This window comes from Paracoccus sp. (in: a-proteobacteria), from assembly GCF_030604785.1.
GTDB lineage: Bacteria > Pseudomonadota > Alphaproteobacteria > Rhodobacterales > Rhodobacteraceae > Paracoccus.
This window is the reverse complement of record NZ_JAUVVF010000004.1, coordinates 35,941-49,873: the sequence shown is the minus strand read 5'-3', so window position 1 is coordinate 49,873 and position 13,933 is coordinate 35,941. Positions and strand designations below refer to the sequence as shown.

Here is a 13,933-nt window from a genome sequence, read left to right as displayed (position 1 = left end):
TGATCAATCCGGGCGCAGGACCGCCACCCGACGCCGTGAGAAAAGGTCCGCAGCATCATCCGGTGCGACCAGCCGCTCGTCCAGGATGTCGCGCCAGCGGTCCGGGCTGCCGGGATGCGGCAGAACCACATTCGCCCAATCGGGGCGCGGATGCAGCGCGACCGCCACCATCAGCGAATCCGTCCCGTCCTCGCGCAGGAACGCCAGAACCGACGCCGCACCGGGGCCCGAGGCGGGCAGGGGACGATAAAGCCCCTTGGCGAACAGGTCGGGCCTTGCGGCCCGCAGGCGCAGCAGCGCGGCCGTCAGGCGCAGCTTCTGCGCGGCGAAGCCGCCCGAACCCGACAGGGGCGGACCGCCATCCCATGCATCCAGCATCTCGCGGCGCAGCGCGAAATCGACGGGTCGGCGATTGTCGGGATCGACCAGCGAATGGTCTCCTGCCTCGGCGCCCTGATAGATGTCGGGCACGCCCGGCACGGTCAGCTTCAGGACCGTCTGGATCAGGCTGGCGGCCTCGGCATCCGGGCGCAGGGCGGACAGGAAGCCGGTGAAGGATTCGCGGAAGCCCGGCTGGGTCAGCGCCGCCGTGATCAGCCGGTCCAAGGCCGCTTCGTAGGCTTCGTCCGGGTTGATCCAGCGCGTATTGGCCGCGGCCTCGCGCACGGATTTGAGCATGCCGTCACGCACCCGTGCGGCCAGATCGTCGTCCACGACGCCATCGTCAGGCCAGAGGCCCAGAAGCAGCTGGTAGAAGAAATAGAGCTCGTTCGGATCGACGCCCGAGGCGGCATCGCCCAGCAGCATGCTCCAATCGGCCAGCCGCGTCTCCCACAGGGCGGTGTTGCTGCTGATCGCGACGATCCGCATCCGCGCATCCTCGCCGCGCTTCGTGTCATGGGAGGCGGTGCACAGCATGTTCCGGGGCGTCTGTTCCAGCCGCGCCGACTGAGCCGCGTGGAATTCGGCCACCGACAATTCCGTATCGCCTGGATGAGAGCCGACCTCGTTCAGGGCGATCAGCCGGTTGAAGCGATAGAGGGCGCGATCCTCGAGCCCCTTGGCCATGACCGGTCCCGAAAGCTGCTGGAAACGCGTCACGGCCGCCATGATTGCCTCGCGCTGATCAGGCAGGGTTCCAAGCGCGTCCAGCGTCAGCGTCGCGGCCAGCATGTCCCACACCACCGGGTCGGGATCGGGCGCACGGGCGCGGGCGCGGTCCAGCGCCGCCTCGATCCGGGCGCGGCTTTCGGCGGGCATTCCCTGCGCGTCGCCATAGGTGCGATAGACGTCCAGCGCCGCGATCAGCTGCATCAGAGCCTCGCGGATCGCCCCGCGGCCCAGATCGGCCCATTGCGGCGTCTCTGCGGCGATCGCGGCCAGCGCGTCGGTCAGGGCCTCGGCCTCGGCGCGCATGGGACCGGACATGACCGCCAGCTTGCCCTCGTGCACGATCTCGTCGGGCGGTTGGCTCTGGCCGGTCGTCTCGGCATAGATTCGGTCCAGCGCGGCCTTGCCGGCCGGGTCCGCCATGAGGGTCACGACCTGATTGGCGAATTCGTAGCCCGTCGTCCCGTCCGTGTCCCAATCGGCCGGTAGGGCCTCGTCAGGTCCGAGGATCTTCTCCACGAACAGCCAGAAGGGTTTGCCGACCGCCTGGCGCAGCCTGCGGCAATAGCCGCGCGGGTCGCGCAGGCCGTCGATATGGTCGATGCGGATGCCGCTGGCCGAGCCTTCGCGCAGAAGCGACAGGACCAAAGCGTGTGTCTCGTCGAAGACGCGCGGATCCTCGACCCGGACCCCGGCCAGATCGCTGATCGTGAAGAAGCGCCGGTAGTTTATCGCGTCTGCGTCCAGCGTGAAGCTGGCTGCCCGCCAATGCTGGCGTACGATCAATGCATCCAGCCGCGCCGTGTCCTCATAAGGTGACAGATCGGCCCCGGCCTCGGCCAGCTGCGCGAACAGGTCCGCCCAGCCGGGATGCGTCGGCCCCGCACCTGCCATCGCGGCAAAGGCGGGTGCCAGTGGCGATCCCGCACAGTCGAGGATTTCGGCATAATCCAGCGGGTTGATCGGCAGGCGGTGGCTGTCATGGGCGCGCACGGCAAGACGTCCGTCCTGTTCCAGTTGCAGCCGCAAGCCGCCCTCTTCCAGCACGGTGCCATAGGCGGCGCCCAGAAAGGGAAACAGCAGCTTGCCCTCCAGCCGGTCCCAGTCGATGTCGAACCAATGGGCATAGGGGCTGTGCGGACCCCATTCCATCACGCTGTCCCAGCAGGCATTCGCATCGCCCCCGATGCCCATGTGATTCGGCACGAAGTCGAGGATCAGCCCCATATCGTGATCGTCGAGGGTCGCGACCATCGCATCGAAATCGGCGCGCGTGCCCAAGGCGGGGTTGAGGCGGTTGTAATCGGTGACGTCATAGCCGTGCGTGCTGCCGGGGCGGGCGGCGAAGATGGGCGAGGCATAGACATGGCTGATTCCCATCGAGGCCAGCCACGGCACCAGCGCAGCGGCATCGACAAAGCGGAAATCGGCACTGAATTGCAGGCGGTATGTCGCGCGCAGGGGGATCATTCGGCGACCTCGTGCCACCAGGCGACCTGAGACGGCGGCAGTGCACCGGGCAGGCCGTGGATGCAGAGACCCGCGCCGGGCGGCAAGTCGGCCTCGGCCTCGGACAGGTTGGCCCGCAGGCCCAGCCGTGCGCCATTCAGCGTCCAGTCGACCGCGATCAGGCCGTCCTCGGCCCGGATCACCCGGCCCGAACGGCCCGGCGCCCCCTTCAGATGCGGCAGGACCCAGTCCCGCCGCAGGTCCAGCAGCCCCCGCACAAAGGCCAGCCAGTCCCGTCCCTCGGGCGAGGCGGCGCGGTTCCAGTCGATGCGCGAGGCCTCGAAGGTCTGAGGGGCATTGGGATCGGGAATGGCGTCGCGGGTCGCCTCGGCCTCGAAGGCGGCAAAGCCCGCGAATTCGCGGCGCCTCCCTTCGCGCACGATCCGGGCAAGATCGCCGTCGAAATCGGTGAAAAAGGCGAAGGGCCGGGTCTCGCCCCATTCCTCGCCCATGAACATCAGAGGCACATGCGGCGACAGCAGGTGGATGGTCATCAGCGCCCGGACCATGGGCTCGGGCGCCAGCGTCAGCAGCCGCTCGCCGAAGGCGCGATTGCCGGTCTGGTCGTGGTTCTGCAGGAAATCGACAAAGGCCGTCGGCGGCAGATGGGTCGAGGGCGCGCCGTGCCCGCCTTCGCCCTGCCAGACAAAGCCCTCGGCCAGCGCGCGGCCGAATTTCGGCCAGGGGTCGGTGGCGAAATCGGCGTAATAGCCCTCGGCCTCGCCGGTGGCGATCACATGGGCCACGTTGTGGAAATCGTCGTTCCATTCGGCCGTATAGAGCGGCACGCCGCCGTCGGGACCGCGTTCGTGCAGGGCGGTGATGTTGCGGTTGTCCTCGGTCGTCAGATGGGCGTGGGGGAAGTGGGCGCGGATCTCTTGCGCGATCTCGACCAGGATTTCGGGGTCGCTGGCGTCGCGCAGGTGATCGACCGCGTCCAGACGCAACCCGTCGAACCGGAATTCATCCAGCCAGTAAAGCGCGTTCTCGATGAAGAAGCGCCGCACGGGTTGGCGGTCATAGGCGATGGCCTTGCCCCAGGGCGTCAGTCGGTCAGGGTCGAAGAAGTCAGGCGCATAGGCCGCGAGGTAATTTCCCTCGGGTCCGAAATGATTGTAGACGACGTCCAGCAGTGCCATCAGCCCATGCCTGTGGCAGGCATCGACCAAGGCCCTGAGGTCGTCGGGCGTTCCATAGGCGGGATGGGGGGCATAGGGCAGCACGCCATCATAGCCCCAGCCGCGATTGCCGGCGAATTGTGCGACGGGCATGATCTCGATCGCGGTGATCCCGGTGGCGACCAGATGGGGCAGGCGGTCGATCACCGCGCGGAACGTGCCTTCCGGGGTGAATGTGCCGACATGCAGTTCCAGGATCACCGCCTCTTCCCAGGGGCGCGGGGTCCATGGATGCCAGTCGAACCGGCCCGGAACGGCCAGCCGCGACAGGCCGTGGACCGACCCGGCCTGCATGCGCGAGGCGGGGTCCGGCACTACACGGCCGTCGGTCAGCAGAAAGCCGTATTCCGCGCCCGGAGCCACACCCTCCAGCGTCAGCGCGAACCAGCCCCCTTCTTCGGGCTGCATCGGGTGATCCAGCCCGCCGCATCGCAGCGACAGATGGTCCTGACCCGGCGCCCAGAGGCGGAAGCGGGTCCCGCCCTCGACCGGCTGGGGTCCCCAGGCATAGTTGCGACTCATGAGGGGCGATCCTCCAGGACCATGATGCTGCGGGGGGCAAGGGCGGGATTGTGGTTCGACTGGACCGGGGCGTCGCGCAAATGCAGGGCGCCGCTGTCGCTGTCCAGAAGGCAGGTCCACGCGCTGGCATGGTCCGGCGGCGGCAGGGTCATGGGGACGGGCTCGAAATGGGCGTTGAACAGCACCAGCAGGCTTTCGCCGTCGTTGCGCAGCCACATGCCGACGCTGCGGGCGTCGGGGTCGTGCCAGTTCTCGTCCTCCATCGGCTGGCCGTCCGGGCGCAGCCACTCGACCCGCACCCGCAGCCGGTCGCTGCTGAGAAAGGACGGCAGCGACAGAAGCGGACGCGAGCGGCGCAGCGCGATCAGGCCGCGCAGATAGTCGCGGAACGCGCCTTCGCGCGGGGCGGGGTCATCCCAGTCCAGCCAGTTCATGGCATTGTCCTGGCAATAGGCGTTGTTGTTGCCGCCCTGGCTGCGGCCGATCTCGTCGCCCATCAGGATCATCGGCGTGCCCTGCGACAGCATCAGTGTGGTCATCATCGCCCGGCGCAGCCCGTCGCGCAGATCGAGGATGTCCTCGTCCCCGGTCGGCCCCTCGACCCCGCAATTCCAGCTGCGATTGTCGGAATGGCCGTCGCGGTTGTCTTCCTTGTTCGCCTCGTTGTGCTTGTCGTTGTAGCTGACCGTGTCCATCAGCGTGAAACCGTCATGGGCGGTGACGAAGTTCACGCTGGCCCAGGGGCGGCGGCCGCGCTTGTCGAAACGGTCGGCCGAGCCGGTCAGGCAGGATGCCAGGGCGGGCAGCATCGCCTGATCGCCCTTCCAGTAGGACCGCACGGTGTCGCGATACTGGTCATTCCATTCGGCCCAGCCGGGCGGGAAATTCCCCAGCTGATAGCCGTTCGCGCCCGTATCCCAGGGCTCTGCGATCAGCTTGACGCCCGACAGGACCGGGTCCTGCCGCACCGTGTCGAGGAACGTGGCCGAGGGGCTGAACTGATCGCGGTCGCGCCCGAGAGACGAAGCCAGATCAAAGCGGAAGCCGTCGACATGGCAGTCCTGCACCCAGTAGCGCAGGCTGTCCATCACCATCTGCAGCACGCGCGGATGGGTCAGGTCCAGCGTGTTGCCGCAGCCCGTCGTGTCGAAGTAATAGCGCGGATCGTCGGCCTGGATGTAATAGCTGGCATTGTCGATGCCGCGAAAGCTGAGGGTCGGGCCCATATGGTTGCCCTCGGCCGTGTGGTTGTAGACCACGTCCAGGATCACCTCGATCCCGGCCTCGTGCAGGCGGCGGACCATCAGCTTGAATTCGTGCAGGTTCGCCCCGGGGGAGATGTAGCGCATGGCCGGCGCGAAGAAGCCCGCCGTGTTGTAGCCCCAGTAATTCGTCAGGCCCTTCTCGATCAGGTAGCGGTCGTCGAAGAAGGCCTGGGCGGGCATCAGCTCGATCGCGGTGACGCCCAGATCGGTCAGATGCTCGATCACGCGCGGATCGGCCAGCCCGCCAAAACTGCCGCGCAGCTTTTCAGGGATGCCGGGATGGCGAGCGGTCATGCCCTTGACATGCGCCTCGTAGATGACCGTTTCGGCCCAGGGACGGTTCGGGCGCAGGTCCGGGCCCCATGTGACGGCCGGATCGACGACGACGCATTTGGGCATGACAAAGGCGCTGTCGCGCCGGTCGAAGGACAGATCCTCGCGGCCATGCCCGATCCGATAGCCGAACAGCGCGTCATGCCACCGGATATCGCCCTGAAGCTCCAACGCGTAGGGGTCCAGCAGCAGCTTGTTGGGATTGAAGCGATGCCCGTTCGCGGGGTCATAGGGGCCGTGGACCCGGTAGCCGTAAAGCTGGCCGGGCCGCACCTGAGGCAGATAGCCGTGCCAGACCTCGTCGGTGTATTCAGGCAGCGGGATGCGGTCGGTCTCGCGCTTGCCGCGTCTGTCGAACAGGCACAGCTCGACCTTGGTGGCGTGGGCCGAGAAGATGGCGAAATTCGTTCCCGATCCGTCCCAGGTCGCGCCCAGAGAGGCCGGGCTGCCCGGATGGACGATAAGGTCGTTCTTGCTCATGCAGGGGTCATCACGATCGTGGCGAGGGGTGGAAGGGTCAGGCGCAGCGAATGCTCGCGCCCGTGCCAGGGTTCTGCCTCGGCCACCGGATGCGCTTGTTCCCCAACGCCCGAACCGCCGTAGCGTTCCTCGTCGCTGTTCAGGATCAGCCGCCATGCACCTGCGGCAGGCACGCCGATGCGGTAATCCTCGCGCACGACCGGGGTGAGGTTGCAGACGACGACGACTGGCGGGGAACCGTCATCCGAATTGCGCTGCCAGACCAGCACGCTTTGCGCCGTGTCGCTGGCATCGATCCATTCGAAACCCGCCGGGTCGCAATCCAGCCGGTGCAGGGCGGGGAAGTCGCGGTAGATCCGGTTCAGGTCGGCCACCAGCCCCTGGATGCCGCGATGCATCGGATCGTCCAGCAGGTGCCAGTCCAGCGACTGGTCGTGGTTCCATTCGCGTTCCTGCGCAAATTCGCCGCCCATGAACAGAAGCTTCTTGCCCGGATGCGTCCACATGAAGGTGAAATAGGCCCGCAGATTCGCGAATTTCTGCCATCGGTCGCCCGCCATCTGCCCGATCAGCGAGCCCTTGCCATGCACCACCTCGTCATGGCTGAGCGGCAGGACGAAATCCTCCGAGAAGGCGTAGACGAGGCCAAAGGTCAGGTCGTGCTGATGGTGCCGGCGATGGATCGGGTCGCGGCGGAAATAGGCCAGCGTGTCGTGCATCCAGCCCATGTTCCACTTGAAGCCGAAACCCAGCCCGCCCTGATCGACGGGTCGGCTGACATGGGGAAAGGCGGTCGATTCCTCGGCGATGGTGATCGCGCCCGGATGGTCGGCGGCGACGCGTTCATTGACCCCGCGCAGAAAGGCGATGGCTTCAAGGTTCTCGTTGCCGCCCTGCGGGTTGGGCACCCATTCGCCGGGTTGGCGCGAATAGTCCAGATACAGCATCGAGGCGACGGCATCGACCCGCAGCGCGTCCACGTGGAAGCGGTCGATCCAGTAAAGTGCGCTGGCCTCAAGGAAATTGGCGACCTCGCGGCGGCCGAAATTGTAGATCAGCGTGTTCCAGTCCTGGTGAAAGCCCTGACGCGGATCGGCATGTTCGTAAAGCGCGGTGCCGTCGAACTGCGCCAGGCCATGCGCGTCCGAGGGGAAATGCGCGGGCACCCAGTCCATGATCACACCGATCCCGGCCTGATGCAGCCGGTCCACGAGGCGCGCGAACCCCTCGGGCGGGCCAAAGCGGCTGGTCGGGGCGAAAAGCCCGATCGGCTGATAGCCCCATGACCCGGTGAAGGGATGTTCGCTGACGGGCAGGAATTCGACATGGGTGAACCCCATCCGGTCCAGATACGAGACCAGCAGATCCGCGATGGCGTCGTAATCGAGGATCTCGTCCGCGCCGCCCCGGCGCCACGAACCCAGATGCATCTCGTAGATCGAGATCGGGGCGTGCCGGTCCTGCCGCGAGGCGCGGGCCGCCATCCAGCCCTGATCGTGCCAGTCATGTTCGGGCAGGCCGTGGACGACCGAGGCCGTCTCGGGCGGGGCCTGATGGGCAAAGCCCACCGGATCGGCCTTGAGCGGCAGGCATTCGCCGTGAACGCCCAGAACCTCGTATTTGTAGATGTCGCCGGCGCCCAGGCCCGGAATGAACAATTCCCAGACGCCCGGCCCCAGCCTGCGCCGCATCGGGTGGCGCCGCCCGTCCCAGGCGTTGAAATCGCCCACCACGCTGACGCGCCGCGCATTCGGGGCCCAGACCGCGAAGCTGACCCCCGCCACGCCCTCATGCGTCAGGGGATGCGCGCCGAGCCGGTCGTAAAGCCGCCTGTGGCTGCCCTCGGCCAGAAGATACTCGTCCATCTCGCCCAGAACCGGACCAAAGCGATAGGGGTCATCGGTCTGCCAGGCGTGATCGCCGGCGCGCATGGCCAGCCGGTAGGGGCCGTCCGGGGCAGGGCCGCAGAAGAACCCCTCCGGATGAATGCGTTCCAGCGGGATCGCGCGGTCGCCGGACAGCGCATCCACCTCGGCCGCCTGGGGGGCGAAAACGCGCAGCTGGCCGTCATGCGGCCCGAGGATGGCGAAGGGGTCGTGATGCCTGCCGCGCAGGATGGCCTCGATGGCCGACAGGGTCAGACCATCGGGCAGGTCGGGCGCAACGCTATCGGTCATGGGGCCTCTCGGTTCAGCAGATCAAGGATGCCGGCCAGCGGAATGCCGATCCAGGCAGGGCGGTTGCCCAGTTCGTAGCCTGCCTCGTAGACCGCCTTCTGTAGCAGGAAGAGGTCCAGGAGCGCCCCGGCCAAGGGCTCGGCGGGCATGTTCGGGGCGCCCTGCATCTGGTGGCGATAGGCCGTCAGGAAGGCGTCACTGGCCGTTGCGCGCCATTCCCCGATCCGTTCGAGGGCGCGTTCCGCCGAGCCGCCAAAGCTGGTGCGATGGCGCGCGGCGGCTGTCTGCGCGGCATAGTCGAACGAGCGCAGCATCCCCGCCACATCGCGCAGGGGCGAGGTCTTCGCCCGCCTCTCGGCCAGGCTGCGCGAGGGTTCGCCCTCGAAATCGATGATGGCGATGTCGTTCTGGGCCAGCAGAACCTGCCCCAGATGAAAATCGCCATGGATCCGCGTCAGGCTGGCAGAGGGCTGCATCTGACCGATCCCGCGCAGACGGTCCAACAGCAGCGCCCGGTTCTCGATCAGTCTGGCGGCAAGCGGCGCGGCGTCCTCGGGAAGGTCCGCGGCCTCCAGCCTGTCCAGAAGCTTTGTGGCCTCGGCCTCGGCTTCGGCGGCCCAGTGCGACAGATGCCCCGCAGTCATCGGCTCGGCCGCAAAGGCCGGGTCATCGCTCGGGGTCGCCAGCGCCAGATGCAGCTCAGCCGTCCGCTGCCCCAGAAGCGCGCCGATCGACAGGGGAAAGTCGAAGCCATGCGGCGGCGCAGGATCGTCGGCGGTCAGCGACCAGGTCTCGTGATCGTTCAGTTCCAGCGACAGCGCGTCGATCACGCCCGACCAGGCATCCCCGCGATTGGGGACAAAGGCGAATGCGGCGGCTAGCACGGTCTCGTCCTCGGCCACATGCGCCAGATGACCCAGATAGCGCGGCGTATGCGCGTAGCCGGCGACCTCGGTCAGGAAGTGCGCGACCTCGACATCGGGTTGCCGCCCCGCCCGCAGCCTGCGGTAGAGCTTGAGGATGATCTGGTCCGAGAAGGCGACCGACAGGTTTGACTGTTCCACCCCCAGCTGACGCAGCGCGCCGGGATCGGCGATGGCGCGCAGGGCATCTGTGCCGTGATAATGCAGCGCGCCTTGACGGTTGTCGGCCTTCATCGCGTCCAGCATCAGGACCGGCAGCCTTTCGTCGAAGGCCCCGTCGATCAGCGCGCCCACGCGCGCGGTGTGGCGGATCTTGGCCAAGGTCCAGGACAGTTTGGGCGCGCCCGGCCGCAGATGGTCGTCGCCCCACCGGGCCGACAGCGGCAGGAAGTAGCGCGGCGCGTCCGCGCCATCGGCGGTGCGGATCGAGACCAGCGCGTGTTCGCCTTGTCCCAGATCGCCAAGATGGTCCAGCCCGACGCGGTCGGGCGCGGCCTGATCCTTGGCCGCGAACCAGCGTTGCAGGGGCAGCCATTGCGGCAGCACCTCGTGGCGGAACTGGGCACCCTCGCGCCCCGCCAACGCGGTGGCGACGGTGCCGTCCCGCGTGGTCAGGGTGATGAATTCGGGCAGGATCTCGGGCAACTGGTCGTGCCAGGACGGCATCTCCTCGGGGCCCGACAGGGCGAACCAGTAGAAGCCGTAGGCTGGCAGCGTCAGCATGTAGGGCAGATCGCCGATCGGCGGAAAGGCCGAGCGCCCCGTCAGTTCCACCGGCACCCGCCCGCGATGGCGCGCGAGGTCCAGTTCCACCGCCTGGGCGGCATCCGACAGGTTCGCCACGCAGAGATAGGCGCGCCCCTCGTGCTGGCGCAGATAGGCCAGGATCTTGCGGTTGCCGGGGTAAAGCAGCGTCATCTCGCCCCGGCCAAAGGCGGGGTGCTGGCGGCGCACGGTGATCATCCGCCGCATCCAGTTCAGCAGCGAGGACGGGTCCTCGGCCTGCGCCTCGACATTGATGACCTGATGGCCATAGACGGCGTCGATGATGGCGGGCAGGTAAAGCTGCTGCGGCTTGGCGGTGGAAAAGCCCGCATTGCGGTCGCCCGACCATTGCATCGGCGTGCGCACGCCGTCGCGGTCGCCCAGATAGTAATTGTCGCCCATGCCGATCTCGTCGCCGTAATAGATGATCGGCGTGCCGGGCATGGACAGCAGCAGCGAATTGAGCAGCTCGATCTTGCGGCGGTCGTTCTGCATCAGGGGCGCCAGCCTGCGGCGGATGCCCAGATTGATGCGCGCGCGGGTATCGGTGGCGTAGGTCTGCCACAGATAGTCCCGCTCTTCCGACGTCACCATTTCCAGCGTCAGCTCGTCATGGTTGCGCAGGAAGATGCCCCATTGGCAATTCTCGGGGATTTCGGGCGTCTGGCGGATGATGTCGGTGATCGGGTGCCGGTCCGCCTGCGCCAGCGCCATGTACATGCGTGGCATCAGGGGGAAGTGAAAGCCCATGTGGCACTCGTCCCCGTCGCCGAAATAGGGGCGCGTGTCCTCGGGCCACTGGTTCGCCTCGGCCAGCAGCATCCGATCGGGGAAGTGCGCGTCGAGGTCCGCACGGATCGCCTTGAGGACGTCATGCGTCTCGGGCAGGTTCTCGTTGTTGGTGCCGTCGCGTTCGACCAGATAGGGAATAGCGTCCAGCCGCAGGCCGTCGACGCCCATGTCCAGCCACATCCGCATGACCTTCAGCACCTCGGCCAGAACGCGCGGATTGTCGAAATTCAGGTCGGGCTGGTGCGAATAGAAGCGGTGCCAGTAATAGGCGCCCGCGACAGGGTCCCAGGTCCAGTTGGATTTTTCGGTATCCAGAAAGATGATCCGCGTTTCGGGCCATTTCTCATCCGTGTCGGACCAGACATACCAGTCGCGGGCGGCAGAGCCAGGCTTTGCTCGCCGCGCCCGCTGGAACCAGGGATGCTGGTCCGATGTGTGGTTGATCACCAGTTCGGTGATGACGCGGATGCCGCGCCTGTGCGCCTCGGTCACGAAGGCCTTGAAGTCCTTCATTGTCCCGTAGGACGGATTGATCGAGCGGTAATCCGAGATGTCGTAGCCGTCATCGCGCAGAGGCGAAGGGTAGAAGGGCAAGAGCCAGATCGCCGTGACGCCCAGTTCCTGAACGTAATCCAGCCGCTGCATCAGCCCGGCGAAATCGCCGATGCCGTCGCCGTTCGAATCCATGAACGCCTTGATATGAAGCTGGTAGATGACGGCGTCCTTATACCAGTCGGCCTGCGACCGGTCGATGCCGCCCTTCACCGCGAAGCTGGCGCCGTCGCGCCCGGACAGGGGCCGGTTCATCGGGCCACCCCCGGCGCGATGATCTGCCAGATCGCGTAGGGGCGCGTCTGGGGGTCAAGCTCCAGCCACTGGGTCTTGCCGTGCCAGGTGAAGCTGTTGCCGTGGATCAGGTCTCGGACCTCGACCGAGGCATCGTCGGGCAGGCCCAGCTCCCAAAGCGGGATCTCGAAATGGAAGGCGGCTGCGTTGTGCGGGTCCAGATTGACGTGGATCAGCACGAAGTCGTCGCCGGCGCGCTTGGCATAGGCCAGAACCTGATCGTGATGGGCCGGGCAGAAGACCAGGTCGGTGAACTGACGCAGCGCGGGATGGTCGCGGCGCAGGCGGTTCACCAGCCGGATGTCGTCCTGGATATGGCCGGGCTGGTCCATGTCCCAGGCCCGCAGCTGGTATTTCTCGCTGTCGAGATATTCTTCCTTGCCGGGAACGGGGGCGGCCTCGCAGATCTCGAAACCGTTATAGACGCCGTAATTCCCGCCAAGCGTCGCGGCCAGGACCAGACGCGTCCGAAAGCCCGGCCTGCCGCTGGATTGCAGGAAGCGCGGGTTGATGTCGGGCGTGTTGACGAAGAAGTTCGGGCGCATCACCAGACGGCTTTCCGTCCGGGTCAGTTCGGTCAGGTATTCGGTCAACTCGGCCTTGTGGTTGCGCCAGGTGAAATAGGAATAGGATTGCGAAAAGCCCAGTTTCGCCAGCCGCTTCATGACCTTGGGCCGGGTGAAGGCCTCGGCCAGGAAGATCACGCCGGGATCGTGCGCCCGGATCTCGGCGATCAGCCATTCCCAGAAGGGGAAGGGCTTGGTGTGGGGATTGTCCACGCGGAAGATCCGCACGCCGTGATCGACCCAGAACAGGACCACGTCGCGCAGCGCGTGCCACAGGCCCGGCATGGCGTCGCGGTAGAAATGGACGTTGACGATATCCTCGTATTTCTTGGGCGGATTTTCGGCGAACTTGATGCTGCCATCGGGGCGCCAGTCGAACCATTCGGGATGAGCCTTGATCCAAGGATGGTCGGGCGAACACTGGATGGCGAAGTCCAGCGCGATCTCCAGCCCGTGCTCGCGTGCGGCGCGGATCAGTCGGTGAAAATCCTCGAAATCGCCCAGTTCAGGATGGATGGCGTCATGACCGCCATCCTCGGAACCGATGGCATAGGGGCTGCCCGGATCATCGGGACCCGCGGTCAGGCTGTTGTTCGGACCCTTGCGGTTCGTGCGCCCGATCGGGTGGATCGGCGGGAAATAGAGGACGTCGAAGCCCAGATCGCGCACATAGGGCAACCGCGCGATCACATCGTCGAACGTGCCGTGCTGCGTCGGGTCACCCGATTGCGAGCGGGGCATCAACTCGTACCAGGCGCTGAAGGCGGCCGCCTCGCGGTCCACATGCAGCCGCAGCAGCTCGGACCGGCTGAGATTGGTGCGCGGCCCGCCCCGACGCATCAGGTCGACCACCCGATCCGCGCTCAGTGCGGCCAGCCTTTCGGCATTGGCGCCCGCGTCCCGCGCCAGCGCCTTGTCGTCCCTGAGGATCGCGCGGATCAGCGCCTTGTCCTCGCGCCCCGCCCAGCCCTCGGCCCCGGCGGCGGCCTCGATCAGGCGGCGCCCTTCTTCCAGTTCCAGCGTGATGGATTGCCCGGCGGCATGCTTGGCCGCGATCTCCTTGTGCCAGGTGGCGTAAAGGTCGCGCCATGCGATCAGCATGAATTCGTGATCGCCCGGCGTCTCGAAGACCGCATCGGCGCACCAGCGGTCGTTCGTGACGAACCGCATCGGCGTTTCCGCGAACGCGTCCTGCCCGCGCTGCCGTGTCAGCAGGGCAGCGGCGATGATGTCGTGCCCGTCCGAGAAGATGTCGGCCTCGATCCGTTCGGGCTGTCCGGCGACGGCCTTGGCCGGAAAGCGGCCCCCGTCGATGGAATGCGATATCCCCTCGATGGCCAGCCTCTGGGCGGCCAGCCGTTCAAGATCGGTCGCGGGTTGCGGCGCGGCGGTGGCTGCGCGCCTTTTCGGGCGGTCGGTGAACGGCGTCGTCGCTGTCAATGGCTGGCCCCCTCGGATTGCAAGGCG

At 66.7% G+C, this 13,933-nt stretch carries 6 protein-coding genes; all 6 read right to left on the bottom strand.

Going from position 1 to position 13,933, the window contains the following annotated elements; translation table 11 throughout:
* Window positions 1-3: 3 nt before the first annotated feature.
* From treY to QAR72_RS02310, 6 genes are read right to left on the bottom strand one after another with little or no spacing between them, the layout of a single operon-like run.
* Window positions 4-2,580 carry a malto-oligosyltrehalose synthase gene (gene treY, locus QAR72_RS02335; RefSeq protein ID WP_304615752.1) on the bottom strand — a complete coding sequence of 859 codons (2,577 nt, stop codon included), beginning with the start codon at window positions 2,578-2,580 and terminating at the stop codon, window positions 4-6.
* Window positions 2,577-4,319 carry a malto-oligosyltrehalose trehalohydrolase gene (gene treZ / locus QAR72_RS02330; protein ID WP_304615751.1) on the bottom strand — a complete coding sequence of 581 codons (1,743 nt, stop codon included), beginning with the start codon at window positions 4,317-4,319 and terminating at the stop codon, window positions 2,577-2,579. The genes treY and treZ overlap by 4 nt, the downstream gene beginning before the upstream one ends.
* Window positions 4,316-6,397 (bottom strand): glycogen debranching protein GlgX, encoded by a 2,082-nt coding sequence (glgX, locus tag QAR72_RS02325; protein WP_304615750.1) that lies wholly within the window; start codon window positions 6,395-6,397, stop codon window positions 4,316-4,318. The genes treZ and glgX overlap by 4 nt, the downstream gene beginning before the upstream one ends.
* Window positions 6,394-8,574: a 1,4-alpha-glucan branching protein GlgB gene (glgB, locus tag QAR72_RS02320; RefSeq protein WP_304615749.1), complete on the bottom strand. Its 2,181-nt coding sequence runs from the start codon at window positions 8,572-8,574 to the stop codon at window positions 6,394-6,396. The genes glgX and glgB overlap by 4 nt, the downstream gene beginning before the upstream one ends.
* On the bottom strand, window positions 8,571-11,861 hold the full coding sequence (treS, locus tag QAR72_RS02315) for a maltose alpha-D-glucosyltransferase (protein ID WP_304615748.1): 3,291 nt from the start codon (window positions 11,859-11,861) through the stop codon (window positions 8,571-8,573). Before treS ends, glgB begins: the two co-directional genes overlap by 4 nt.
* Window positions 11,858-13,822 (bottom strand): alpha-1,4-glucan--maltose-1-phosphate maltosyltransferase, encoded by a 1,965-nt coding sequence (locus tag QAR72_RS02310; RefSeq protein WP_304615817.1) that lies wholly within the window; start codon window positions 13,820-13,822, stop codon window positions 11,858-11,860. The genes treS and QAR72_RS02310 overlap by 4 nt, the downstream gene beginning before the upstream one ends.
* Window positions 13,823-13,933: the final 111 nt, after the last annotated feature.

Bases quoted from the DNA above. Each gene is read 5' to 3' on its own strand.
- treY (WP_304615752.1), bottom strand. From the start codon at position 2,580: ATGATCCCCCTGCGCGCGACATACCGCCTGCAATTCAGTGCCGATTTC.
- treZ (WP_304615751.1), bottom strand. From the start codon at position 4,319: ATGAGTCGCAACTATGCCTGGGGACCCCAGCCGGTCGAGGGCGGGACC.
- glgX (WP_304615750.1), bottom strand. From the start codon at position 6,397: ATGAGCAAGAACGACCTTATCGTCCATCCGGGCAGCCCGGCCTCTCTG.
- glgB (WP_304615749.1), bottom strand. From the start codon at position 8,574: ATGACCGATAGCGTTGCGCCCGACCTGCCCGATGGTCTGACCCTGTCG.
- treS (WP_304615748.1), bottom strand. From the start codon at position 11,861: ATGAACCGGCCCCTGTCCGGGCGCGACGGCGCCAGCTTCGCGGTGAAG.